The sequence below is a fragment of the Paenibacillus lentus genome (assembly GCF_042714055.1).
In the GTDB taxonomy this organism is placed as follows: domain Bacteria; phylum Bacillota; class Bacilli; order Paenibacillales; family Paenibacillaceae; genus Fontibacillus; species Fontibacillus lentus_A.
In genome coordinates, this window is record NZ_JBHGVC010000001.1 from 548,848 (window position 1) to 574,907 (window position 26,060).

General features: G+C 50.1%; 26 protein-coding genes. 2 read left to right on the forward strand and 24 right to left on the reverse strand.

The window, feature by feature from the left end; all coding sequences use genetic code 11:
- Positions 1-20: 20 nt before the first annotated feature.
- The 6 genes from ACE3MQ_RS02320 to ACE3MQ_RS02345 form a co-directional block, all read right to left on the reverse strand.
- The gene (locus tag ACE3MQ_RS02320) at positions 21-557 is read right to left on the reverse strand and encodes a GNAT family N-acetyltransferase (protein WP_379390188.1); all 537 of its coding nucleotides are present in this window, start codon (positions 555-557) and stop codon (positions 21-23) included.
- Positions 550-2,052 (reverse strand): sensor histidine kinase, encoded by a 1,503-nt coding sequence (locus ACE3MQ_RS02325; protein ID WP_379390190.1) that lies wholly within the window; start codon positions 2,050-2,052, stop codon positions 550-552. The genes ACE3MQ_RS02320 and ACE3MQ_RS02325 overlap by 8 nt, the downstream gene beginning before the upstream one ends.
- Positions 2,049-2,747: a response regulator transcription factor gene (locus ACE3MQ_RS02330; RefSeq protein WP_379390192.1), complete on the reverse strand. Its 699-nt coding sequence runs from the start codon at positions 2,745-2,747 to the stop codon at positions 2,049-2,051. The genes ACE3MQ_RS02325 and ACE3MQ_RS02330 overlap by 4 nt, the downstream gene beginning before the upstream one ends.
- 33 nt (positions 2,748-2,780) lie before the next feature.
- Entirely contained in the window at positions 2,781-4,034 is a 1,254-nt protein-coding gene (locus tag ACE3MQ_RS02335; protein WP_379390194.1) for a hypothetical protein, read from the reverse strand.
- Between the two features lie 13 nt (positions 4,035-4,047).
- Positions 4,048-4,782 carry a phosphonate ABC transporter ATP-binding protein gene (locus ACE3MQ_RS02340; RefSeq protein WP_379390196.1) on the reverse strand — a complete coding sequence of 245 codons (735 nt, stop codon included), beginning with the start codon at positions 4,780-4,782 and terminating at the stop codon, positions 4,048-4,050.
- A 143-nt stretch (positions 4,783-4,925) separates the two neighbouring features.
- Positions 4,926-6,104 (reverse strand): MFS transporter, encoded by a 1,179-nt coding sequence (locus ACE3MQ_RS02345; RefSeq protein WP_379390198.1) that lies wholly within the window; start codon positions 6,102-6,104, stop codon positions 4,926-4,928.
- A gap of 196 nt (positions 6,105-6,300) precedes the next feature.
- Between ACE3MQ_RS02345 and ACE3MQ_RS02350 the strand changes: the two genes are divergently transcribed.
- Together ACE3MQ_RS02350 and ACE3MQ_RS02355 are read left to right on the forward strand one after the other, a co-directional pair.
- Positions 6,301-7,215: an ArsR/SmtB family transcription factor gene (locus tag ACE3MQ_RS02350; protein ID WP_379390200.1), complete on the forward strand. Its 915-nt coding sequence runs from the start codon at positions 6,301-6,303 to the stop codon at positions 7,213-7,215.
- 35 nt (positions 7,216-7,250) lie between these two features.
- A complete protein-coding gene (locus tag ACE3MQ_RS02355) occupies positions 7,251-8,015 on the forward strand; it encodes an HAD family hydrolase (RefSeq protein WP_379390202.1) in 765 nt (254 codons plus the stop codon).
- A 114-nt stretch (positions 8,016-8,129) separates the two neighbouring features.
- Here ACE3MQ_RS02355 and ACE3MQ_RS02360 read toward each other — a convergent pair whose 3' ends face one another.
- The 18 genes from ACE3MQ_RS02360 to ACE3MQ_RS02445 all read right to left on the reverse strand — a co-directional run bounded on the left by ACE3MQ_RS02360 (position 8,130) and on the right by ACE3MQ_RS02445 (position 25,898).
- Positions 8,130-10,403, reverse strand: coding sequence for a type IA DNA topoisomerase (locus tag ACE3MQ_RS02360; RefSeq protein ID WP_379390204.1), 2,274 nt, complete (start codon positions 10,401-10,403; stop codon positions 8,130-8,132).
- Positions 10,404-10,537: 134 nt separating this feature from the next.
- Positions 10,538-11,023, reverse strand: coding sequence for a dihydrofolate reductase (locus ACE3MQ_RS02365; RefSeq protein ID WP_379390206.1), 486 nt, complete (start codon positions 11,021-11,023; stop codon positions 10,538-10,540).
- A gap of 38 nt (positions 11,024-11,061) precedes the next feature.
- Positions 11,062-11,856, reverse strand: coding sequence for a thymidylate synthase (thyA, locus tag ACE3MQ_RS02370; RefSeq protein WP_379390208.1), 795 nt, complete (start codon positions 11,854-11,856; stop codon positions 11,062-11,064).
- 116 nt (positions 11,857-11,972) lie between these two features.
- The gene (locus tag ACE3MQ_RS02375) at positions 11,973-12,404 is read right to left on the reverse strand and encodes an NUDIX hydrolase (protein WP_379390211.1); all 432 of its coding nucleotides are present in this window, start codon (positions 12,402-12,404) and stop codon (positions 11,973-11,975) included.
- Between the two features lie 44 nt (positions 12,405-12,448).
- Positions 12,449-12,937 carry an NUDIX hydrolase gene (locus ACE3MQ_RS02380; protein ID WP_379390213.1) on the reverse strand — a complete coding sequence of 163 codons (489 nt, stop codon included), beginning with the start codon at positions 12,935-12,937 and terminating at the stop codon, positions 12,449-12,451.
- Between the two features lie 131 nt (positions 12,938-13,068).
- The gene (locus ACE3MQ_RS02385; protein ID WP_379390215.1) at positions 13,069-13,617 is read right to left on the reverse strand and encodes a nucleotidyltransferase family protein; all 549 of its coding nucleotides are present in this window, start codon (positions 13,615-13,617) and stop codon (positions 13,069-13,071) included.
- Positions 13,618-13,643: 26 nt separating this feature from the next.
- A complete protein-coding gene (locus ACE3MQ_RS02390; protein WP_379390217.1) occupies positions 13,644-14,111 on the reverse strand; it encodes a VOC family protein in 468 nt (155 codons plus the stop codon).
- 200 nt (positions 14,112-14,311) lie between these two features.
- The gene (locus tag ACE3MQ_RS02395) at positions 14,312-15,229 is read right to left on the reverse strand and encodes a Gfo/Idh/MocA family protein (protein ID WP_379390219.1); all 918 of its coding nucleotides are present in this window, start codon (positions 15,227-15,229) and stop codon (positions 14,312-14,314) included.
- Positions 15,230-15,240: 11 nt separating this feature from the next.
- Positions 15,241-16,584 (reverse strand): helix-turn-helix domain-containing protein, encoded by a 1,344-nt coding sequence (locus tag ACE3MQ_RS02400; protein WP_379390221.1) that lies wholly within the window; start codon positions 16,582-16,584, stop codon positions 15,241-15,243.
- 76 nt (positions 16,585-16,660) lie between these two features.
- A complete protein-coding gene (gene sdaAA / locus ACE3MQ_RS02405; protein ID WP_379390223.1) occupies positions 16,661-17,530 on the reverse strand; it encodes an L-serine ammonia-lyase, iron-sulfur-dependent, subunit alpha in 870 nt (289 codons plus the stop codon).
- Complete coding sequence (sdaAB, locus tag ACE3MQ_RS02410) at positions 17,527-18,207, reverse strand: L-serine ammonia-lyase, iron-sulfur-dependent subunit beta (RefSeq protein WP_379390225.1); 681 nt, start codon at positions 18,205-18,207, stop codon at positions 17,527-17,529. Before sdaAB ends, sdaAA begins: the two co-directional genes overlap by 4 nt.
- A gap of 12 nt (positions 18,208-18,219) precedes the next feature.
- A complete protein-coding gene (locus ACE3MQ_RS02415) occupies positions 18,220-19,284 on the reverse strand; it encodes a dihydrodipicolinate synthase family protein (protein WP_379390227.1) in 1,065 nt (354 codons plus the stop codon).
- Positions 19,284-20,303: an NAD-dependent epimerase/dehydratase family protein gene (locus ACE3MQ_RS02420; protein ID WP_379390229.1), complete on the reverse strand. Its 1,020-nt coding sequence runs from the start codon at positions 20,301-20,303 to the stop codon at positions 19,284-19,286. Before ACE3MQ_RS02420 ends, ACE3MQ_RS02415 begins: the two co-directional genes overlap by 1 nt.
- A gap of 63 nt (positions 20,304-20,366) precedes the next feature.
- Positions 20,367-21,629 carry a Gfo/Idh/MocA family protein gene (locus ACE3MQ_RS02425; RefSeq protein ID WP_379390711.1) on the reverse strand — a complete coding sequence of 421 codons (1,263 nt, stop codon included), beginning with the start codon at positions 21,627-21,629 and terminating at the stop codon, positions 20,367-20,369.
- Between the two features lie 14 nt (positions 21,630-21,643).
- Complete coding sequence (locus ACE3MQ_RS02430; protein ID WP_379390231.1) at positions 21,644-22,639, reverse strand: zinc-dependent alcohol dehydrogenase; 996 nt, start codon at positions 22,637-22,639, stop codon at positions 21,644-21,646.
- 58 nt (positions 22,640-22,697) lie between these two features.
- Entirely contained in the window at positions 22,698-23,513 is an 816-nt protein-coding gene (locus ACE3MQ_RS02435; protein ID WP_379390713.1) for a carbohydrate ABC transporter permease, read from the reverse strand.
- A gap of 32 nt (positions 23,514-23,545) precedes the next feature.
- Positions 23,546-24,418 (reverse strand): carbohydrate ABC transporter permease, encoded by an 873-nt coding sequence (locus tag ACE3MQ_RS02440; RefSeq protein WP_379390715.1) that lies wholly within the window; start codon positions 24,416-24,418, stop codon positions 23,546-23,548.
- Positions 24,419-24,578: 160 nt separating this feature from the next.
- Positions 24,579-25,898, reverse strand: a complete 1,320-nt coding sequence (locus ACE3MQ_RS02445; RefSeq protein WP_379390233.1) for an ABC transporter substrate-binding protein — start codon at positions 25,896-25,898, stop codon at positions 24,579-24,581.
- Positions 25,899-26,060 lie beyond the last annotated feature (162 nt).

Sequence of the window (26,060 nt, forward strand, 5' to 3'; positions counted from 1 at the left end):
TCATGATCCGCTCTTCATAATTATCGCATATTTATATTCATTTCATACAAATTATAGCCTCTTCCCTGCTTCTCTCCCGTCCCTTTATGCACGAAGCCCATGCTGGCGTACATGCGGTTAAGCTTCGTATTCCCGTCCCAGCAATCCAGGCGCAGAGCTTTTCTGTTCAACTGCTTACTGCGTTTGGCAGCCCATTCGATCATGGCTCCGCTAAGCTGCTTCCCCCGCCAAGGAGAGCGAACCGTTAAACGATGGAGATAGCTGCAGCCCTCTTCATTCAGAGGCCCCCAGTATTCCGGATCGCTGCTTTGCAGCGTAAACATGCCTATAGGCTGCTCTTCCCGGATCAACAAATATATTTCCAGCTCCGCAAAATAACGATCGATTTCGGCCGATGTAAATTGCAGCGGATTCCACTGCCGCACTCCCAGACCTGCCATCCATTCCGCTGCTTCAATCAGCATATCGCGCACGGTATCTTTATCCGACGGGGACGCTAGTGCGATAGCAAACGTCCCGTGCGGAGTACAAATTTCATCCAATATATATTCATTCATCCTCGCTCATCCTTTCCCGTCCTTGAGGATCATATTCGGTCGTTTCAGAGTCGGTAACGTTCTCTGGAATAGCTGCTTCGGATTCTGCTTCCCCGACCATTTCCATCAAAGGCAGCGTAACAGATACCGTGGTTCCGGCACCCAGCTCGCTATGGATCTGCATTTCGCCTTTATGCAGCTCGACCAGCTGCTTACTGATCGCCAGGCCTAATCCTGTGCCGCCCCGATTATGATTGACCTGGAAGAAACGATCGCTCACTTTGCGGAGGTGCTCTTCACTAATCCCGATTCCGCTATCCACCACTTGAACGAGTGCCGTGCTGCTGTCCTTTAAGGAAATGATGAGATGAATCCAGCTGTTCTCATTCGAAAATTTAACCGCATTATCCACCAGATTCAAGAAAACCTGCTTCAAACGATTTCCGTCCCCTATAATGATCACAGGGCGTTCCGTCCGGTCGTCGAGCTTCAATTGAATTTGCTTCTGCTCGGCTTTAGCCCAGACGTTAAGCATAGTTTCCTGCAGCAGCTCCTTCAAATTCACTCGCCCGATGACCAGCTTCATCTCGTTTTGCTGCAGCTTGGAGAAGTCAAGCATTTCTTCAACGAGGCCGATCAATCGCTCCGTCTCTTTGGAAATGATCTGCATGCCGATCTTCGTCTCTTCCGGATCAAAGCCGCCGGAGGTCAGAGTCTCGCTCCAGCCTTTGATGCCCGTAAGCGGCGTACGCAGCTCGTGGGAGATCGAGGAAATGAAGTCATCCTTGATCTGGTTGCTGCGAACGATTTCCTCGGCCATGTAATTCAAGGTCGAAGCCAGTTCTCCCAGCTCAAATTTGTAATTTCCTTTGATCCGCGCATCGAATTTTCCTTTAGCCATTTGCGCGGACACAGCACGGATATTATTGATAGGCTTCACGATCGAATTGGCAAGTCCTATACTGAACAAAGTAACCAGGGCGAGCACGGCGGAACCGACACCGACGGAGAGGAGCGTCAAGTTCATCAGCTTGGCATTGACGTCCTCCAGCGAAGTGACATATCTGACGATATATCGGTTCTCACCCCGAATTTGCAGCGGCGTCGATACGGCCATGACCCATTCCCCGGTAGACTGCCTTCCTACCCACTTGCCGATTCCACCGGCTACGGCCTGCGGCACATCACTCGTCTGAATCGCCTTTTCCGCCTGAAACTGCGTGCTGCTGGCCTTTACCTCGCCCTTGCGATTCAAGATCATCAGCTCCGTGTTATCCAGCTCAAACGTACGCAGCATCTCCGTGAAATAATCCGGATCCCGCTCGGCGTACAGCTTCACGAATTTCTGGAAATAATCCGAAGTCCGGGTGGCATGATTGGACATATGGTTCTCAATCGTTTGGTAGTAATACGTTCTTAAGGCAAATGCGAAAATAACCTCAACCATGAACAAGGTTACGAATACTACAATGAAATAATGCAGGACGATTTGGCGTCCAATCCCTTTTTTGATCATTGACCCTCGCCCTTCCACTTATAACCGTGCCCCCATACAGTTTGCAGGAAGGTCGGTTCGGAAGGGTTGTTCTCAATTTTTTGACGGAGTCTGCGAATATTTACGTCAACAATTTTGGGATCGCCCATATATTCCTTGCCCCAAACATGATCAAGGAGCAGGTCACGGCTCAACGGCGTGTTCTCCTTCTCCAAAAAATATTGAATCAGCGAAAACTCGGTTGGCGTCAGCTCGATCAGTTGTCCGTTTTTCTTGAATTGCTTGCTGATCAAATCCAGCGTAAAAGGCCCCGAAGTAAAGGATACTTTCGCGCTGTTCTCCCGGTATACATTGACGCGTCTTAGCAGAGATTGAATGCGTGCGATAAGCTCAGTCGGGCTGAACGGTTTGCTGATATGGTCATCCGCCCCGACGGAGAGCGCGTAAACCTTATCCTGCTCCTGCACTTTTGCCGTCAGGAATATAATGCCGATCCGTTCATTTGTCTCCCTGATTTTACGGCATACCTCGAATCCGTCGATTCCCGGAACCATGACATCCAGTAAAGCGATATCGATATCCGGAATGCTGTTATACCGATCCAAAGCTTCATTGCCGTCAGCCGCTTCGATCACTTCAAAGCCATTGCGCTTCAAATTGATTACGATAAAACTGCGAATGGATTCTTCATCTTCCAAGATTAACACTTTACTCAATTTGCCTTCCTCCCTTTTACTTCCATCAAGCGGTTAGCGCTTGATTTCTTTCTCGCCTTTATTCACTTTCAAATCGGTATGGCTGAGGAACCCGATGACTTTATCGTTGTCACGTGCGAACAATTCCCAATCCTCCTGAACCTGCTCCCACTCGGCCAAAGAGAAGAAACGAATTTCCGCCAGCGTAGCATTCGTATCAATATCGACGAATTTTATATGCTCATCCTTAATGGATTTGATATCGATCGTTACTTTGCCCCACCATTCCTTCGGCAGATTGAAATAGAATCGTCCAGCCAAGTCCATATACTGCTGCATAACAAAGGTTAATCCCTTGTTCGGATCCCATTGATAGTACGAGAACAGCCACGGAATATCATCAAAGGCAATGTACTCCCAACCTTTCGGGGTTTCCAGCATGCCGATCTCCAGAATGCCGTCATCATTCACGTCCCCGCTCATAATTTGGTAATCCTTGAGCGTCGAGCTCTGATCAGGAATGAGATCAACGAGCTTGCCGTCTTCCATAACGATGATAATGGAATAACCGGATAGCTCTCCTGAAATCGCATCGAGAATAATTCCCCGCTTATCCGGCGTTATATTGCCATGGACGACGTTATAATAGCCGCCAACGGCATTGTCCAGCTCTAATTTATCCAGCTCCTGAAACGACTCGTCATATTGATACGTCGTTACCGTCGTATACTGGTCTTTCTTTAGCGATACGACCGTGATATCCAGCTTCCCGTCATCGTTCAGGTCATCAATAATGAAGTAATTGTATGGCAGCTCAAGAATTCTCTCGACCGATGTACCGGTATAGGAATATACGATAAGACCTTTTTGAGGCTGCTTCTCTCCGCTGGAGAATCCAGCGACGATATTTATCTCACCACTTCCGGTTACATCCTTAAGCTCAAAGGATTCGAGCACTTGACCCTCTCCATCGAATCTAACCTTCGGTACCCATGTATCATTCTGGTTCTCTAAAATCATGCCGTGGACTTTGACCTTCTCCAGCGGAGTCTCATAGAATACGACCGCTTCCATCACGCCGTCCTTATTCAGATCGACGACGCGAATCGAGCTAATATCAGCCGCGTCCCGAGGCCGAATTTCTGCCCCTTTCAGCTCCGCATTAATGACGCTTCGCAGCGTTTCCTTCTCTGAGCTTAGCTCCGGCGTCTTCATTAACAATTTTGGATCCATCATAAAGTTGCATCCACTAAGCACAAGCAGCAGCAATGCGCTTCCCAATAGAGGAAGCCATCTATTCACATTCATCGTATCACTCTTTTCATGCTAAATCGATTTGCCGCTTTTCTTCTCCGGTAAGGCGTCTTCCCTTTACGTCAAGCTTGAGCTCCCCATCGTAAATGCCCCAAATTCTCGTGCAAAAACGCTCAGCCAGCTCGACGGGCAGTGCAGCGACAACCGTCGTTCCTTGCTCCGTGCATAATTTTTTGAGCGTAGCCATTACTTTGTCCGCAGAGTGAGGATCAAGTCCTATGACCGGCTCATCCGCGGCGATAAAGCCTGCACCGTGTACAAGCGCTCGGCATATGGCTACACGCTGGCGCTCTCCGCCGCTTAAATTGCCGGCTTTCAAATGCGCTTTATCCAGCAAACCGAATTTCTCCAACTCGTCCATCGCACCCATATAATCATCGGAACGAACCATGCCTGTCAGGCGTCTTAGAAATGAAGTCTGGCCAGCTTGTCCGATGAGTACATTTTTCAGTGCCGTCTTCTCGGGATTCAGCGTAGGGTTCTGTTCCAAGTATGCGCATTTTGAACGGTATTTTCTCGCTCCCTTGCCGCCGCCGCGAATAATCGTTTTATCATCCCAGGTATAATCCCCGTCATTCCAGTTTTCACGAAGAGCCAGACATTGGAGCAGAATGCTTTTGCCGCTGCCGCTAGGTCCAACGACTCCGATCATTTCGCCCGCTTCAAACTCGGCACTAATCCCGTGCAGTACTTCTTTGGTATTGCCTTCTACCGATTTCTTGAGGTTGTTCACCTTAATCATGTCAATTCTCCTTTGGTCAATGCTTCTCTTCCTTTAGTTTATTGGAAATAGCTTTGAAAATCCATTACACCATCTTCATAATTGAAGAAAAACTACCAATAAACACGATCTGTCTTCTTTGTAAGGACGTCGATAGGCACTTTTTAGGATTTATTCCCAGTTTCCGGCCTGAAAAAGAAACCCGACACCGTAAACACCAAATATAATAATCCGAGAAATACGAATAACAGCCCGGCTGAACCGAAATGCATGGCAATCCCGCCCATATTTGGACCGATAATGCTCCCGAGATTAAAATGGATGGAAGCAATTACATTTGCCGTAGGAAGCAGGTGGCGAGGCATAATATCGGCAGCGTATGCCAGACCCAGCGAAAAGAAAGAACCGACCAAGCCGCCGGTAATCATGAAGATAAGCATCAAGCCGAAATAATGACTTCCTATTAAAGGAACGATAAGAAACAGCAGGCCGCCCAGGGTGCCGGCAATCATCAGGATGATTTTGCGCCCGTACCGATCACTCAAGTAACCGAGCGGCAGCTGGAGGATTAGCCCGCCGATGCCGAAGAATGGCAGCAAGGTCGATATTTCACCGGCCGTCAGTCCGGTACGCAGTCCGTAAATCGGGAAGTTGCTGTTCATCGCTGCCTCCATATAGCCATACAGCAATGATGGGATCAATGCAAACCAAGCCAACCGATAAATTTGGGGGATTTTGCGTTGACCCGAAGCCTGCTCTTGTCCCTCATTGGCTTTGTCGGGCTTCGTCTCCGGCATTTTCAAATAAACCAGCAGTGCGACTAAAGCAAACAGGATAGCCAGGAGCAGGAATGGAACAATTTTTCCGTAAGGCAGCAGGCGGATTGCAAGCGGTCCAATGCTGAATCCGATGCCGTAAGACATGCCGTAGAGCGAAATGTTCTTTCCTCGTTGATGCGGAGGCGTGATCAGCAGCATCCAAAGCTGGGAGGCAAAGTGCAGTGCATTGTCCCCAATGCCAACAAGCAGCCGGAGAACAAACCAAACCTCAAGATTGGAGATGAGCGGAAATAGCGGAAGTGCCGCCATGACAAGCACCATTCCTCCGAGAATCAATTTCTTGAAGCCGATGCGTTCAAGCACCTTTACCGCAACTAGCGACATAGCGAATGAGCCGATGTAGAGCGCAGCCGCATGCAGTCCATTCACCGAGGAGGGAATGCCCCTCTCTTCCATAAATATCGATAGTACGGGCAGCAGCAGTCCCTGGCTCAGTCCGGCTACAATAATTACCATAATTAGAATAAATACAGGTGATATAACGCTTTTTTGTCGAATTTCCATAGATGTAAGTTCTGCTCCTTCACTAAAAAGAAAGAAAATCGTCAACAACTGACGACTTTCTGCAATCATTTGTAAGATATAATTCAAAGCAAGCTAGCGATCGACTGCCTACAATAATAAACATTATAGTAGACAATCCCCTAGCAAACAAGCCATAATGGATATGGATGTAAAGATGTCTGGGAGGTTTCTTGTCATGGCATACAATGTCAAAGTTGACGTTTCTCCAATATATGAGCTCATTAGCAGCTTTATAGTATTTACAACTCGCAAATGGGTAAATAATCTGGATGTAGGAACGGAATGGCTTGAGGATATCGGCTCTCGCTTCAATTTGGATACACAGCAGGCTTTTACTGACGCAGCTCAATTCCCTTTTTCTGATTACGATGCCCTATATGCATGGGCTATAGTTCGCTCCAGCCACAATGTCGAATCCTTCCTCGATGATCTCGAACAAACGGCAAGTGATGCCCTTTACCATAGTATTAAGCCCTATATCCCCGATTTGAATACTCAAGAAATTGAGCGGATCCGCACCAGCTATGTTCCACTTTTACGTAAATGGAATGACCTGTATTTCATAGATGCAGCCACGCAATATACCCCTCTTCTGGAAGAAGATGCTGACGAGAAAGCTGCCTTGCTGCATAAAATGGATCCCGAAGCGCTCGTTGAATACGCCTCCGGAGGAATCGTCCTAGAGCCGGGGCTGCCGATCGACCAGGTTGTGCTAGTTCCTTCCGTCCATTTTAGACCAATTAATACCTATTGCTTTTATAGCGGTGCTCTTCTCATACAATATCCGATCGATATCCCGGAACTGGACGAAGACGAGCCGCCGACCTGCCTGTTGCGCCTGACGCGCGCGCTGGCCAACCCCGAACGATTGCGTTTGCTGCGCTACGTGGCAAATGAACCTAAATCATTGCAGGAAATGATAAATAATTTGAATGAATCCGAGGACAAGCTTATGCATCATCTCATGCGGCTGCGCGTTGCCGGCTTGCTTCGCGTTCACCTTTTCGATGTAAATGCGGAGAAATTCAGCATTCGGCCGGATGGAGCAGCTGAGCTTCAGATGTTTTTGGAATCGTATATCCGTTTATAGGATTATTGTTTACTGCTACAAAGGAGTGACCTGTTTTGAGCCATACACTGCAACAACAGATTATTTTTGATTTGGATGACACCCTCATTCATTGCAATAAATATTTCGAGCAAATCTTGGATCGTTTTGCGGATCAGCTATTGGAATGGTTTAAATCCGGCCAGCTTACGGCCAAAGAAATCCTCGCCAAACAAATAGAAATTGACGTAGCCGGCGTGAAGAAGGTAGGCTTTGTGAGCAGTCATTTTGCGGAATCGCTCGTCGATACGTACCGCTATTTCAGCTCTTTAATCGGCCGTGAAACTCATTTGGCAGAGGAAGAACACCTGTCCCGGCTCGGCATGAGCGTTTATGATCAGGATGTAGAGCCCTATCCCGGCATGATGGATACGTTAAATTTACTCCGTGAGCAAGGCCATGAGCTCAATTTGTATACCGGCGGCGATGAATTCATTCAGCAACGCAAAATCGAACGGATGAAGCTGTCTGCGTATTTTGACGACCGGATCTACATCCGCACGCATAAGAATGCTGAAGCTCTGGAGGAAATATTGCAATCCCGGTATTTCGACCGGAGACGAACCTGGATGATCGGCAATAGCCTGCGTACCGACATTGCCCCTGCGCTCACTGCCGGCATCAATACGATCTATATTAAGCATCCGAATGAATGGTCATACAATCTGGTGGATATAAAGAAGAAGGCGGATACGTCCATGTACACGATTTCTTCCTTGGAGCAAGTACCGAGCATTATCGCCGAAAGCCTCTCTATGCTTGCCCGGAAGAATATACTATAGTCCCGTCAGTGCCGTCGCAAGCGCCGTAAAATGCTTCAATCCTAGAAAACAACAACAAGGTTGCCCCTCTTATAGGGCAACCTTGTTGCATTAAATGGCCTGAATTGTTATGCGCTATTCCTCTACCCTGCTCAAATCCAGCTTGCCGCTCATCGGATCAGCAAGCACGATTCTTGCTTTAAAGTCGCCTTCAGGCTGTTTGAAAGACAATAATTGCGTACGGCCTTTGCTGACCAGCGAGGATAACATATTCACCGAAATATTCTTCCCGGCGTATTCCTTCCATATTACAAATCCGCAGCCTTGTTTATAATGGGTGCAGCCATACCCCTTGCGTCCCTCGATCAACTGACCGCCGCAGCCTTCCCGCGGGCAAGGCGCCAGCGGCTGCAAAGAGCCCGGCGATGAGGCGGCTGAAATCTTCTTCGCAGGAGCCGCCGCACCGGGGCTTTTCTGCGCGCTGCTTCCCGCCTGTCCTGATGCCTTTCTCTGCCCCGAGCCCTTTGCCCCTTTGCCTCGGCTGCCCTTCCGGTCCTCCTCGGCCATCTCAAATAATGAAGCATCGGCCTTGGGCTGAACCCGTACCTTATCGATAATCGACAGCGTGAAGCGCTTGACGTTATCCATGAACTTCTCTCTTGCCGCCTCGCCCTTCGAGATTTGATACAATCTGCGCTCCCATTGTCCGGTCATTTCCGGTGAGGTCAGCAGTTCGACTCCGGCATGGCGAATGAGCTCTATGGCCGTTCTTCCTTTTTGAGTTACGGTGATGCGCTTGCCCTGCATCGTGATGTAGCCGACATTTTTGAGCCGCTCGATCGTTGCCGCGCGCGTGGCCGGCGTACCCAGGCCCGCATCCTTCATCGCGTCCCTGAGCTCCTCGTTCTCCAATTGCTTGCCGGCGCTCTCCATCGCTTTCAGCAAGGTGCCCTCCGTATAAGCTTTTGGCGGCTGAGTGGCCTTCTCCTTCACCTGTGCATCCAAGCATTGGACGGGTTCATCCTTTTCAATATGAAACGGCTCGCTCACAAGCTCTTCCTGCTCCTCTTCCTCCTCTTTCTTCTTGCCCCGGCTGCTGCTGCGAGCATCCTCTGGCTGACACACCTTCCAGCCTAAAGATAATAGCTCCTTCACATTCGTCTTAAATGCTTCGCCTTCGACCTCGGTCAATACCGAGTGCTGCTTATATTCTGCAGGAGGATAGAAGTGTGAGAGAAAACGCCTGATAACGAGATCATATACGTTCTGCTCTTCCTTGCTAAGCGTCCCGGCCCGCCGAAGCGTAGGGAGAATCGCATGGTGATCCTCGACTCGCGCCGGATTACAAACCGATTTGTTATTTACATGCACCAGCCGTGGATTCGCACCCTCTGCCAACTGCTGATAGGGACTAGACTTCAGCATATGCAGCGCTTTGTGCATCCCGTCGATGTTTTGCTCCGTGACGTAGTTCGAGTTCGTCCGAGGATAAGAAATGACTTTATGGCGTTCATAGAGCGCCTGTGCCAAATCCAGCGTCTTCTTCGCCGAATAACCATACTTTGCGTTCGCATCGCGCTGCAGCAGCGTCAAATCATACAGCTTAAACGGATATTCCTTTGTATCCTTGACTTCATACTCGCTAATCCGGCCTTCCTTGCCCCGCACCTTATCCGCGATGGCCGCCGCCTTCTCCGCGTCCGTCATTCGATCGCCTTGCCAGGTGCCCGTATATTTGCGACCAAGCTGCTCCAGCTCCGCTTTGATTTCATAATATGTTAAAGAATCGAAGCTTTCGATTTCCTTTTGCCGGTCATAAATCAGCGCCAGCACCGGAGTCTGCACCCGGCCAACCGACAGCAGCGTCCGATGCTTGGTTGTAAAAGCGCGCGATGCATTCATTCCGATCAACCAGTCCGCTTCGCTTCGCGCTCTCGCCGCCTGCGTCAAATTATCGAACTCCGCTTCCTCATGCAGCGTGTCAAAGCCCTTTTGTATACTTTCCCCCGTCAAATCGGATATCCACAGCCGCTTTACGGGCTGCATCAGCTTCAATTGCTGCTGGATCAAGGCGAATATGTACTGGCCTTCCCTCCCGGCGTCACAAGCATTCACAATGCGATCACAGCGTTTGGCCAGCTCGCCGATCGTCTTCAGCTGATCCTTCGTTTTCGGGTTAGGAACGATTTTGAACTGTTCCGGCAATATCGGCAAATCACCGAAATTCCATCGCTTATACTTCTCATCGTATGCGTCCGGCTCTGCAAGGCCAAGCAAATGACCGATCGCCCAGGTAATAATATAATGCTCTCCCTCCAAATACGATCGGTTGTTCTTCGCTCTCGGTTCGATGACGGCAGCGATCGTTCGACCCATGTCCGGTTTCTCTGCGATTACGAGCGTTTTCATCGATTAGGCCGCCTCTCTTTCACAATTACGCGTTCATATTCATTCATCATTCACAAAACAAAGAGCCGCGCTCTGCGCAGCTCTGAAGCACACTCTATTATATCATATTTAGAAGAAGCTCCTCTAATCCGATTCTAGCGGCGCTCATAGATCATGAATCGATGATCATATAGGTTTTTCTCATCGCGTGTACCTTCAAGCTCCTCTACTAATGCAAACTGCGACCAATCAAATGAAGGAAAATGAACGTCTCCTTCAAACTCTTCATCAATTCGGGTAACCAGCAAGCGATCCGCATAAGGGATAAACTGCCCGTACACGCTTCCGCCGCCAATGACCATCAGTTCGCCGTCCCCCGCGATGTCCAGCACCTCTTCCACGGAATGCACCACTTCAGCACCCTCAGCTTCGTATGAGCGGTCTCCCGTCAATACGATATTTCGGCGCCCAGGAAGAGGCTTGACTCTTAAGGATTCCCAGGTTTTCCGGCCCATAACGACCGTTTTGCCTTTGGTCTGCTGCTTAAAGAAATTCATATCGTTAGGCAGTCTCCAGGGCAAATCGTTGCCTTTACCAACCAAACCGTTCCGATCCATCGCCCAAATTAACGATATTCCCATATAGAACTCCCTCTCCCTATCCCTGCTAAACTTCGGTATTATACGGCAACCGTTGCTTTAATCGTTGGATGGTGCTCATATCCGACAAACTCGAAATCTTCATACACATAATCAAAGATCGAGTCGGGTTTACGTTTAATAACCAGCTTAGGCAGCTCAAATGGCTCTCGTGTTAGCTGCGTCTTCACCTGCTCCAAATGATTGCTGTAGATGTGCACATCTCCGCCGGACCAAATGAACTCGCCTGCCTCCAGCCCGCATTGCTGTGCAACCATGTGCGTTAAGAGCGCGTAGCTGGCAATGTTGAAAGGCAGCCCCAGGAACGTGTCTACTGAACGCATCGTTAGCATACAGGACAGCTTCCCGCCCGCGACGTAAAATTGAAACACGAAATGGCACGGCGGAAGCTTCATACGATCCACTTCAGCCACATTCCAGGCGCTGACAAGATGGCGGCGCGAATCCGGATTATTCTTGATCGCTTCAATCACATTGGCGATCTGATCGATCTTCCTCCCATCCGGCGCTTCCCAGGATCGCCATTGCGAGCCGTAAACCGGGCCTAGGTTGCCATTCTCGTCGGCCCATTCATCCCAGATGCGCACGCCGTTTTCTTTAAGATAAGCTATATTCGTTTCCCCTTTCAGGAACCAGAGCAGCTCATGAATTACCGATTTCAAATGAATTCGTTTCGTCGTAACGAGCGGAAATCCTTCGCTCAGATCAAAACGTAGCTGGCGGCCGAATACCGACAGCGTTCCCGTTCCCGTGCGGTCTTCCTTCGCCGTTCCGTGATCCAGTACATCTTGCAATAAATCTAAATATGCTCTCATATATCGCACCCCGTACAGTAGTCTATAGTCATATTCTAAATTATTATAGCAAACTGTTGCCCGGAAAGGGAGGCTCGCCAGAAATTATGGCTCTCCTGTGGGTTCTTCCTCCCTCGTTATTTTGCCATGACACCCTCGTCATAGTACGCGACTTCTACGTCTCTTTTTACAATATCTCTAAGCTTCTCTTTATAAAAAGGCATAAGCTCATCAGCCTGCTCAACGTCGATCCATTCTACGGCGAGAATTTCATCAGGCCGTATGATTTCTATACAGCCTCCCGTAATTCGCCCTCGAAAAGTCACGAATACGACATGCTGCCCAAGTTCCGTAAACAAGCCTTCATTGACAGCTACCACACCGGTTAATGCTACGTCCAGCCCGGTCTCCTCCTTGGCTTCCCGGATCGCTGCCATTTCCAGCGTCTCGTTCTGCTCGACCGCTCCACCCGGGAGTGTCCACGTATTTCTGCCGTGATTCTTAACCATTAAAATCTTCGTACTATCCTCATTGACCAGGAGTGTATATACCACATCAACCCGTCTCATCGCCCAGCCTCCTCTCGCTTTTCGTTTATTAAGCCCCACTTCGTCTAAATATTTTTCGTATTCATCAAGATGTCTTCCAGCAGCTTCCTTTGACTTTCCGGCAGGCCCTCCGGCCATTCTCCGGCATTTACAAAGCAGATGTTCGAAATTTCGGCGCTTGGCTTGAATTCACCTTCGATGACCTGACCGCTAAAAATAAGCTCTACCCGATTTGGTGCCACCCCGAATACTGCCCGTGCAACACCGCTTAGCCTCACCTTCAGGCCCGTCTCTTCATAAATTTCGCGCTTCAACCCAAGCTCCGGCTTCTCCAGCTCCATCCAGCCCCCAGGGATGCCCCAAGGCTCGTCTCGGTACACATGATGCAGCAGCATAATTTGCCCGGACTCATTGGTGATGACCCCTAGCACGGCTACAAGAAATTTATGCTGGGCCTTGTAGACCATCCAATTTTTCAGCCGCATACTGGGGAAGCGTTTGTACATAAAGACAAGCCATTTATTAGGTACAATTTTGACCAGCTTCGATAGCATCGCAAACCTTCTTTCTCCCGCTGCAATCCGCACAGCTTTAGCATCACTACACCTCTTGGGATAGGGGCTTCTCGTCAAATACCTGATTACAATAGTAAAACGATGCAAGCCTTTAACATCACAAGACCAGCTTAGTCCTTGATCCAGGTTAACAAAGGCCAATGCTGCAGCCAGTTCTTCCGGTGAACCCTTTCCAAATAGTAGTGCCGATCCGCAAACCGAGGACTTCGCCTGACAACCATCCCAAACAGATCGTCCAACCCATGCGGGGCACTGAGCTCCAGCTCATCTCCCGGCGTCAGGCGGACGCCGATGGCCGTGGCCGTCTCGGGCCACCTGCTCATGGCATCGATCGTAGAGGCATATGGCAGCGCTCCGTTTCTCAAATGCATGCGTGCCTGATTTTTGACCGACCACCGCCCATTGCCCGTTTCTTCGATTAGCTTCGCCTGCAGCTCTAAATCCCTCTCCTCTCCGCAATGCTGCGGATCGAAGTAGACGACATCAATATCGTCATGCCGCGAACGGAATCCATAGCTATGCAGTTTATCCCATACGTAGCTCCGAATATATCCAGCCGCAATATAACACTCGGGCAAATCCAGCCGCCGCAGGGTATGTAAATCGCTCATCAGCGGCTCGCACTCCGCGATCCACTGCTTTAGTTGCTCCACGGACATGCCAATCTCTCCTCTAACGAACTCATTTATTTCGAGTATGGACGGGCTAACTCCTCCCACTCCTCCAAGGAAAGCTTATCCGTGATATGCTTTAATTCATTAGGAACCTCAACATAGCACATCAGCTCCAAACTATTTCCGTCCGGGTCATCAAAATACACCGAGGCATTACCTTGATTGGGACGAACAAATGGTTCGATCGACGTTCTGCTTCCAAATGGAACAGCTTCAACCTGGATGGATGCCAGCCATGCCAATGACTGCTTTAAATCCTCATAAGACACTCGAAAGGCGATATGGCGCAAGGAAGGGTGATATGGGGTGGCATGCTCTGGCCCTTCCCACAGCCCGATCCAGCTTCTGCCTTCCTCAATCCAATAGAAAGCCGTATCCTCATCGCGCCAAGCCAGCTTCAAGCCTAATTTACTGTAGAAGCTCATGGAGACCTCCAAATTTTTCACTGGCAAATGGGCTTCATATAGTCCTTGAATCATCTTTTTCCCTCCTTAACCACATTGTTTCAATTCTCTGATAGACGTTTCCTAAGTAAGTACATCATATTGTAAAGCAAATAGCCGTAAATTCAAATTACATTTCATAAAACGTCCCAGTCGGATATTATAAATAGCCGCGATGAGGCGACAAACAAAAAAGCACCTTCCGGTGCTTGACTGCTATTAGCAAGAAAATGAAGTTACAACGAACAAGCCTTCCCCATCTCCCGGCTCCGGTTAGCAGCTTCTACAAAACCGATAACTTCGAGTGTCTCCTTGGGATCTAGGGGTGATCGACCGGTGCGAAAAAAATCAATGACCTGCTCCAGCAGGCTTTCATAATAAGGCTTTTTGGCGGTTTGGATATCCACATAGCCATTGCCGCGCTCCCTATGAATGAGTGCCCCAAAGCTGCCGCCCTGCCTTCTTCCGCGTACAGTTCCGATTCTGCCATCCGCCCAGACTCCGGTAATCATCTCACGTTCACCGCTGCATATCGTATGAACCTGCCGACAATTCCGGCCCATGATCGCAAATAGCATCTCCACGGCATGAATGCCGTACCAAAAATAACCCGGCTGTCCCTGCACAAAGGGCATCGGGCCGCATACATCCGCCCCGATGATATCGCCTTGCTCGCTATGCTGCAGCGCATCCGTCAAAGCTGCGGAATAACGGAGCGAAGAGGAGCTCATTATCGGTACATGATATCGCTCTGACAGGGCGACAATTTCACTAGCATCGGCCAGGCTTGTTGCAAAAGGCTTATCTATAAACACAGGTTTGCCGAAAGGTACAACTTTGCTGAACTGCTCCAAATGCGTACTGCCATCGACCGACTCAATCATAATGGCATCCGAAGCCTCCGCTACCTCTTCTATGCTGCCCAGCATTTGGACGCCATACTTCTCAACAAGCTCATTCTTATACTGCTCTACGCGGGTATAGCTTAATTCCATCCGCGAAGATCCGCCGGGATAGGCGCATCCTACCACCGTGCCAGCCAGGCAGGAGGACGGGTCGGTTCGATGACGATCCAGCAGCTTAGCAAAAATACTGACATGCGAAGTATCCAGGCCGATCATGCCGATTTGAAGGGGCCGCTCCAGCTTGATCACCACGCTTTCTTTTATCGAATTAACTGCCTAAGGAATGACAACCTGAAAATTTGCTTCGGCCTGCCGCGGGATTTCCTCTCCTCGCCTACGATCTCAACCATTCCTGCGTCTACCCATCCGACCAAGAAACGATGCGCGCTGCGAACGGATACGCCGAGCGTCGCCGCCAGCTCTTGTGCGTTGAAGTCGGTCAGTCCGGACTGCGTAACGCGTTTGATCAATTTGCTTAAATAGACCGGAGTCAATCCGTACTTCTCCGCATTTGCGATAAGTTCTCGATCAATGAGCGCAAGATCGCAAGCGAGCGGCTCCGCCATTTCCAACGGGCCGAGAATGCTCTTGTCCTCCCGAACGATATAAGCTATATTTCCGCCGGCATCATTCGCGTGTCTCAGTGCGCTTCTCGCATGAGCACCCGCTTCGTGAGCTGAATGCCCGAATCCAATACCGATGCTAAGTGTAATATCAAATAATTCCTTCATTTCCGCGGCAAGCCTCATATACTTATACCCGCCAGTCTCCCGCTCAAATGCCCCTCTGGTCGTAATGAACAAATAATCTTTTCCTCCAAGCGGCGATAGGTGGCCTTCCAGCGTTTCGACATAGCCGACTATGGATCGTTGAATATCCAGCTTCAGGCGCTGCACGTCATGCTCGGTGGGCTGCTCTTCGATAAGCTTCTTAAAATGATCGATTTGCACGAGGCCAAAGACAATTTGCGCCTCTTTGCTTCGCCGTGTTTCTGTCGCGAGCAGTGCCCTCTCCAAATAAACGGTCATATCCTGCTCCGTCGGAGCCACCCATTCATGAGGGATCCCCGCCTTTCTCAACGTTCCTGCCACTTTACGCGAGCCCGTAATTACGGCATCGCACTGTCCCGACTCGATTTGACTCCTGTGAAAGGCGGCTATTTCTTCTTCGGACGCTTGGCTGGTTCCTGGAAAAAGCATAAACTTTGCTCCAGACATGCCTAGCTCCCTATCCATCCTCTCCAGAGCCCCATGAGAGACTCCATCGATCGATAGCGACGACGCATGATAAAGCCGGGTAATCCGCAACATGGCCCGATACAGGCCACTGCCCGTAGCAGGAACATAATAAGCGGGAGCGGACAGCCGACCAGCCTGCTTCGAGATTTGGTAAGACGCCTGATCCGTGAAGAACAGCAGCTCCACTCGCTGCTGTATCATCTTATGAATCAGGGCGGCCATTTCTTCCTCTTGACGGTAAATTCCGTATATAGGAACAAAGGAAGGAAACGATTTCAAGATGCGGGATACCTCATCGAACAATTCGCTAGGCGTAATGATACCGATCGATATTCCCTGTTCAGCATGCAAAGTTGAATTAAGCATTCAGCATTCACCTGCTCCCTTCCCTTGTTCAACCATCGGGACGATGTTCGGTACTATTATTCATCCATTATATGAATCAGTATAGATCATCCATAATCCGCTGTCCGGTAGGGGTTTTTGCCAGCCCGCCCTGAGCGGTCTCCCGATGCTTGGAGGGCATGGCGGTTCCGACCTCCAGCATAACTTGAATGACTTCATCCGATGGAATGATGCTCCTCATTCCGGCCAGCGCCATATCGGCGGCGGCCAGCGCCGTCACGGCACCAAAGCCGTTGCGAACAATACAGGGAATCTCCACCAGGCCGCCTACCGGATCACAGATCAGACCCAGTGTATTTTTGAGGGCCAGCCCTACCGCATGTACAGCCTGAGTCACCGTTCCTCCTCTTAGCTCTACAAGTGCCCCGGCAGCCATGCCGATGGCCGAACCGACCTCGGCCTGACAGCCTCCCTCAGCACCGGATACAAAGGAGTTGTTCGCAATCACATAACCGATCGCCCCCGCCGCAAATAAGCCGTTTACCATATGCTCGTCACTATATCCAAACCGCTCCTGCGTACTGATAAATACGCCTGGAATAATTCCGCTGGAACCGGCGGTCGGTGTCGCTATAATTCGCCCCATTGAAGCATTGACCTCGGACACGGCAAGCGCATAAGCCATGGCCCGGCCTGCATGATCCCCCAAATTGCTCTCCTTCTCGGCCACATACGCCTTTACCCGCTGCGCATCCCGCCCCGTCAATCCACTGCGCGACGTTGTATCCTCCGTTAGACCGCGCTGGACGGCCTCCTTCATGATCCCGTAATACTCCATCATCGTCGCGAACTCTTCATCTAAGGCTCTGCCGGATTCCTGAGTCTGTTCCTGAAGCATTAATGTGGAAATGCCGATCTGCTCGGACTCGCAAATATCGATCAATTGCTGCAAGGTTTGGAATCTCACCGCCGTCTCTCCTTTTCCAAATGAATCAGTCGGGTTTGCGATACGGATGAAATTGTCGCAACGGCCTTCATCAGCTCATCTTTGACAAAATCATCGGCTTCGATCACCGTAAGCGCTGTGCCGCTGCGCCCCTTGCGGTCAAGCTGCATGAACCCAATATTGATCCTGTGCTCATGCAGCATGGCACTGATGTCTGCAATAAATCCAGGCCGATCCTTATGCCAAATGAGCAAAGTAGGATACAGGCCTGAAATTTTGACATCAAAGCCATCTACCTTCGATATTTCAATGCTGCCTCCGCCTATCGAAGCTCCGGTTATCGTGGTCTGATGCGTGGAATTCACCAGCTGAATATGCACGGTATTCGGGTGTTTCGCGGGAGCTCTGCCGGTAACGAAGGTGATTTCAATTCCCTCGGCAGCAGCAGCGAGCAAAGAATCCGGGATGCGGGAATCATCGGTGCCATAGCCTAGAATCCCGCCGGCCAGCGCCAAATCCGTTCCATGGCCGCGATAGGTTTCCGCGAAAGATCCGTACAGCGTTATTTCGGCCATGTGCGGCTTATCGCCAAATAACTGCCTGGCAAATTTACCAATGCGTACGGCGCCTGCCGTATGCGAGCTGGACGGCCCAATCATAGGAGGGCCAATGATTGAAAATACATCTTTAAATCTCATCTTCTCATCCTCTTATTCGGAAAGCCATTCCTCTAAATGCGCCTTTACGAAGTCATCGTCATTTAAATGAGGGTAGTCACGATAAATGCGGTCAATTTCCTCCATCTGCCCCAAAGACAGCTCCTCCTCCGGGTTAAGGCACCAGCGTCCCTCAAGTAGGCCCTGCCTGCGAAGCACTTCATGGAGTCCGGCAATGCAGCCCTTAAATTGATGGCTTGGATCAAAAAAAGCAGCGTTCGTATCCGTTACTTCGATGGCTCGTGTCAACCACTCCGCTGAAATCGACGCTTGCTCCCGGATTTCTTTGACTTCTTCCATTAATTCAACCGCTTTGCGCGTCCATACAGCCCAATGCCCTAATAGTCCACCTACCATTCTTTTACTCACAGTTTCGCCATTTACCTGAAAACGATACGTCGTGAGCAGATCCGCAACGATGTTATCATCATTTCCAGTATAAAGCGCGATGTCGTTGCGGCGGGATGAATGGCAGACGGCTCGAACGACGTCTATCGTCTGATAGCGGTTGAATGGCGCCATTTTAATTCCAACCACCCCTTCAATTTCGGCGAACTTCGCCCAGAAGTCATAGCTGAATGTACGCCCCCCTACAGACGGCTGAAGATAAAATCCGAAGACCGGAATAGTCCCGGCAATGGCCCTGATTCGTTCCAAATGCGCTTCTTCGCTCCAGCCCGTTAATCCGCCCATGCTGACCAGGCCAACGTCGTATCCTAACGATACGGCTGTTTCTGCTTCTGCTAAAGCCTGCTCGGTCGAACCGCATATGCCGGCAACCTTAAGGAACGGCCTAGCCAAGTTGGCCTTATCCACTTCCTCGGCAGCAAGGCGGAGAACCGGCTCGTACAGCCCGGCCTCCCGAATTTCAAATTGCGTGGAATGAACGCCTACGGCGATCCCGCCCGCTCCGCTGGCAATATAATAACGCGATAATGCGCGTTGCCGCCTTTCATCCATTTCTCGCGAGCTTGTCAAAGCCAGGGGATGTGCCGGAATGACAAGCCCGTCATGCAGCGCCCGATGCTGTTCTTCGCTGAACCGTTTCCTTGTGTTCATTAGTACTTGCCCTCCCGCTCCTGAAAATGCGTCGGCTTGTTCCAGGTCGGCCCATCGCTTTGCACCCATTCTGCAATCCAATCGATCATCTGGCGCAGCGAAACCTTCGGATAACCGAACAACTGGTTGCTCTTTCCGGCATTGCTAAGCAGAGCCGTTGGCGCCTCTTCACCAATGAAGACCGGCGTCTTCCCGAGCCGTTTGCCGAATTCTTCGGCTGCCCAGCGCAGCGAAATCGTCTCCGGTCCGGTGACATTGAGCACGGTCGGCGGGTTACTGCATATGCTGAGCGAACGCAGTGCGATTTCGTTGGCATCACCTTGCCAGATGCAATTGGCATGCCCCATTTCGATATCGATCGGGCGCTGCTCTTGAACCGCTTTAGCCAGCTCAAGGAGCACGCCGTAGCGTAAATCGACCGCATAATTCAAGCGATAGATGGTCATTTCCGTTCCATTTTTGTGGGAGAAATGCTCAAATATGCGCTCCCGTCCAAGACAGGATTGTCCGTACTCGCCTACAGGCCCTGTTGGACTGTCCTCCGTCGCTCCCCCTTGCTTAACCGGAGTTAGCGGATACACATTTCCCGTCGAAAAGACAACGATTCGGGAATTGCGGAACTTCTCTGCGACCCGTCCAGGTAAATAAGCGTTCATCGACCAGGTAAAGTGCTCATTGCCCTGCGTGCCGAACTTATTGCCTGCCATATAAATAATGTTCTTCACGTCCGGCAAACGCTGCAGCTCGGCATCATTGAGCAAATCTACGGCGATCGTTCTCACCCCTGCAGCTTCGAGTTCCTCTCTCAGTCCGCCTGAGGAGAAGCGCGAGGCCCCGATGACTTCCCTATGAACCCCGCTCTTCTTGATCGCATTCACCGCCAGACGCCCCAAGCTCGGCCCCATCTTTCCGCCTACGCCGAGCAGCATAATATCTCCATCCAGCTTGCCGATCTCCTCAACTAATTCATCGGAAGGCTGAGCCAGTCTATCTTCCAATTCATGAATACTTTTCACCATGCCATCTCCTTTGTCCCTCGTTATATCTTTATTGTTAACAAAGCTCTGACACCCTGTTATCGATCACGCCAGAATACTGCGGGCGAAATCAGGCATATGAACAACCCTCTTCTCCAATCTTGAAGTTTCTGCAGCAAAAGCCATCAAATGACTCGATACGGAATGGGAGGCTGAGGTAAGTCCCGGACTTGTCTTCCCCTCCCTGACCATAGCTAGGAAATCCTCGACAAGACGGTGGTCTCCCCCGCCATGCCCTACATGTCCGCCAGGCACCTCCATGGAAATCGTCTCCTTATAACCGCTATCAAAGTAAGTAACCTCGATCTCATTCTTCTCCAGTGCTGCCCGGATTTCACCCTTTGTCCCCATAAGCTTAATGGTTCGGCTCGGCTCATTCGTAAATGCGCTCATTGTAAAAGAAGCGGTAACCTCATTGGCAAATTCCATATTTACAACCTGGTGGTCAACCACATCGTTATCGCAGTGGTACACGCAGCGACCGTACGGCCCTTCCTTCAATGCCTTCACCCGCCCTTCGAAGCTGAGATCCGTGCTGATGACGGAGGTCGGCCAATCGATATTTTCGGTGAGATACATATCCGGCGCGTAATAAGGGCATGTGCTGGCCGCCGGGCAGCCGTCGAGACAGCGGAGCGGCGCACCTTCAGGAGCATTCTCCGGTTTGAAATGCGTCAGCATCCCGAAGGACGAAATATTGAGGCATTCCTCTCCGGCCAGCCAGAGCAGAATGTCCATATCATGACAGGATTTCGCCAGGATCATCGGGCTGGATTCCGCCGTATTGCGCCAGTTTCCTCTCACATAACTGTGCGCATGATGCCAATAGCCTACATTTTCATTGTGCTGAATGGACATCAGCCTGCCTATGCGTCCCTCCGCAAGCAGCCCCTTGATTTTCGTAAAAAAAGGGGGGAACCGCAGCACATGGCAGATGGAGAAGATGCGATCCGATTTCTCGCCTTCCAGCCCCATGAGCAGGCATTCCTCTGGACTCGTTGACATCGGCTTCTCCAGCAGCACATGATATCCGGCCTGCAAGGCTTGCATCGTCGGCTCGAAATGCTGCTTATCCTGCGTGCAAATAAGGACGGCATCTGCTAGACGCGGCTTGGACAGCAGCTCCTGCCAGTCTTTGAAGCAATTCTCCTCCGGGATGCCGTGCGCGGCTTTGAACTTCTCCCTGCGCCCCTCATTCGGGTCAGCGACCGCAACCAACTCCATCTCCAGCGGCCGCTTAAGCGCATAATCCGTATATACCTCGCCCCGCTGCCCAGCACCAATCAGCGCTACCTTCACTTTGTTCACCATTTCTTCTCCCCCTAGCTCACTCCATAATCCAACAGTACGCCAATCGTCTTATCCGGTATTTTCTCCAGCAATTGATAGGCCTCGGAAGCACGCTCGACCGGCAGCACCGAGGATATGATCGGCCCTACGCTCACGCGTCTATCAGCCAGCAAACGGACATACTCGCCGACATTCCGTCCTTCTGTCCAGCGTACATATCCAGGCGGATAATCAAATCCGGATACTTCATAGTCCTGGTCGTACCGTCCGGGCCCTCCAGCTCGTGATATAATAATTTCCGCCTCTTTAGCGAACATTAGTTCTCGTTCAAACTGCATCTTAATATCTCCGACAATCACGATTCTCCCCCGATCGCGCAGCCAGGTCAGCGCTTGGTCAATCAATCCGGGGGAATCGCCGCCGGCACAAAGCAGGACGGTATCCACGCCCTCCTCCGAAATGGCAGCCTCAAGCTCCTCCAGGCTCGTGAACACATCATGAATACCAGCATCCTTTAGCTTCTCGCACCGTTCAGGCAGCAGATCGCAAGCCAGCATATGATAAGAAGCAGCATTGCCAATCTGAGCAATAATTTGACCGAGAATGCCGAGCCCAATGACGACCGCCTTCTCCCCAAACTGGATATTGGCTTGCCTTAAGGCGTGAATGGCAATGGCCCCTAATCCCGCAAAAGCCGCTTCCCTTATATCCACATGCTCCGGCACCGCCGCGACCAGGTGCTTCGGCACAGCCAGCCAGCCGGCATGCTTCACGAAAGGCGCTCCATAACAGGCTACTTTTTGGCCGACCTGAACATGGGTGACATCTGAACCGATTTCTCTAACGATGCCGGCTGCGCTATAGCCCAACTGGATCGGCTCCATGCCTGTTCTTCTTTGCATCGACATCTCTGTCCCGGGACTGATTGCCGAATAAATCGTTTCTATTAATACGAAATTAGGCTTTAGAGCCGGTTTCGGATATTCCATCGTTTGAATGACTCCATCCCTTGCTACAACTGTTTTCAAATGTAGAATCTCCCTTCCATCGCTGTTTTTCTCTATACCTGCTGCTCCTGGAGCGCTGCTATGACTTGATCCCTGACATCGCAATGCCATCGGTAAAATATCGCTGGAAGAAAATAAAGATCAGGAATGTAGGAATAAAGGAGATGGCCGAACCCGCCATTTCAATCCCGAAATTTCCTTCCTTCGTCAGAATGGAGGCCAACCCTACCGTAATGGGATACATGCTCTCGGAGGTCATGAAAATGAGCGGTGTGAACAAATCATTCCAGCACGCGATGAATCCGAAGGTTCCTACCGTCGCAATCGCAGGTTTGGCCAGCGGCAGCATAATTCGGAAGAAAATCGTGAAATCGTTGGCGCCATCGATGTAGGCCGCCTCCTCCATTTCCTTGGGAATTGACATCATAAACTGCCGTACGAGAAAAACGCCCATAATCGTCCAAAGCTCCGGGACAATAATTGCTGCATATGTGTTAATCCAGCCCATCTTGCTGAACATGATATATTTCGGAATAATGAGCAGCTGACTTGGCACCATGACCACGGCCATCATCGTCCAAAATATAATCTCCTGGCCGGCGAACTTCTTTTTGCCAAATATATAACCGAGCACCCCGCACAGAAAGATTTGCGAAATAACGGGAATAATCGTAAGAACAAGCGAGTTCTTAATCCAGGACAAAAATTCACTGCGGCCAAGGATACGATCAAAGTTGTACAGCGTCGGATCCGTAGGTATCCAGAACAACGGATCCGAGGTGGCTCTCTCTACCTTTTGCAGAGAACCAAGAATCATCATCGCAAACGGGAAGAACAGAATAATCGCGAAGGCGATCAGCAAAATATACAGCACAATCCGCTTTTGAAGTGATATTGACAAGTCCTAAAACCCCTCTCTCTCTCAACCTAGTAGGTCACTTCTTTGCCGAGATATTTACGCTGTACGAGCGAAATCGCAAAGATGATAAAGAACAGCATATAGGCCAGAACGCTGGCATAACCGAATCTGAGACCCGTAAAGCCTTCTTCATACAAGTAGTAAACGATCGTTGTCGTTGCGTAATTCGGCCCGCCGCCGGTAATCAGGAAGGCGGAATCGAACACCTGGAAGGAGCCGATCGTCGTCATGATCCCGACATAGAAATGGATCGGAAGCAGTAATGGAAAGGTGACCTTCCAAAATATTCTCCATGAGGAGGCCCCGTCGATTCGTGCTGCTTCATACAGATGCTTGGGGATCGATTTCAGCCCGGCGAAATAATAAACCATATTGCTGCCGCAAACCTTGAACACGCTTAGTCCGGCGAGCAATATGAGCGCCTGCTTGGAATTGGAGAAGAACAGCTGGGTATCGATGCCGAACCAGCTCAGCACATAGTTGATTATGCCGTAATCGGTACCCTTGAACATCCAGGCCCAAATCCCGGAAATAATGACGAAGGAGGTGACCACCGGCAGGAAATAAACCGCTTTGAAGAAATTCGCGCCCTTGACCTGTGAGTTGACCAATAAAGCCAATCCTAATCCGACAGCCATCGCCGGGATAATATAATAAACGGAAAACATGACCGTATTCCAAATTGATTTCCAAGCAATTTTATCCGTGAAAAAACTCTGCCAATTCTCAAGACCGATATAAGTCGGCGTTCCAATAACGGGCCAATCCATGAAGGTCAATACAAGACTGAATATCAGCGGAATGACCTGAAAAATTACGAAGTGGATCAGAATCGGGATTAAAAAAACATATATAATACCGTTTCGCTTCAGCTGCGTCATGAGCTTCTCCCCCAGCGATGCTCCTTGCTGCCCGGAACTTGCCTGCCCTACGCCAATATTTGGACGTTTCGTGTTATTCAGCTTAATCACCTACGGTTCTCTAGTTTAGTAGTGGCAGGATTCACCCAGCTTCCTGTCCTGGATGAATCCCGCCTGGTATCTAGCGTTTATTTAACTCGTCTTCAATTGCTTTGGCCGCATCATCGGCAGCCGCTTGCGGCGTCTTGCCGCCCTCGAGCATGGCTGAGATTTCAGCTTGGATTTTCGGCATAATCGTTCTTGCTACCGGACTCATGACACCCGGTCTCGACACGGCGGCCACTTCGATGAATTTCTGCATTTCCTCGTCGCCATCGTAGATGTCAGCCGCGGATTGCCTAGCCGGAATATACTTGGTCAGCTGATTGAAAACTTTCTGCGATTCCGTGTTGGTCAATTCTTTAATGAATTCCACCGCGGCCTCCTTGTTTTTGCTGTTGGAAGGTACGGCGAACAGTCCTACAGTACCAAAGCTGGATTGCTCCTGACCCTTAAGCGGGCTGCCGAGCACGAAATTTTTACCCTCTTCCTTCAAAATACCGAGCGAATAGCCTGATCCCCAAACGGCGAGCATTTTGCCCGATAAAAATTCTGGGAACTGATCCTGGTTGGAGATGGAATCCTTCGGAATCCAATTATTGTCATACATGTCCTTGATCATCTGGAAGGTAGCTACGCCTTGGTCGTTGTTAATGATCACTTTGCCGTCGCTGTCAATCACATCTCCGCCCTGCTGCCAAAGAATCGGGTAGAGGGTGGAGTTGCAGCAGGCTATTCCCCCTGGAAAATCTCGGGCTAAAAATCCTTGAGCTACCGCTTTTTCAGCCCAAACATTGAATTCATCCCAGGTGGTAGGAAGCTTCGCCGGATCCTCGCCGATCGCCTGAATAATGTCCGTGTTGTAGATCAGCGTCTGGGCCTCTTGCAGGATCGGAAGCGCATATAAATTATTCTCGTAGGTTCCGGCTGCCAATGCGCCTTGGTTGTAGTCCTCCATATTGTTGTCGTCCATATAACTATTCAGAGGCTCAAGCACCTTTTTGGTGGCAAATTGCGGAATCTGATCCGGAAGCTGATAGAATACGTCCGGGCCATTGTTGGCTGCGAGAGCGGTCAATATTTTCTGCTCCCGGTTCTTCCACGGAATTTCCTCAATCTTGACCTTTACATCCGGGTATTTGCTATTGTAGGAGCTAACGATCTGATTCCAAACGGTGTTCATTTCGTCCTTCAACTCATCTCCAACATAAGGATGCACCCAAACGGTAATATTGCCTGACAGCTTCTTCGTGCTCTGATTCTCATCGCTGGAAGCATTCGGACTATTCGTATTGCCCGGAGCCGGTGTAGGGGAGCCGGAGTCTTTCCCACCGCATCCGGCAAGCAGTACAGAGAATAAGAGCACCACCGATAGTAATAATGCGCTTGTCTTTTTTGTCATGTATGTTGACCATCCCTTCTTCACTTCTTGATAACTGCATTAATATACTAGTTAAGTACCAATAATCCTGCAGCTTCATTTCCTTGTTATTTTCCTATAAAACCCCACCCCTTTTACGTTAAAATCAATCATTTTTCGCAATAAAACGTGGAGTTGTTTCTC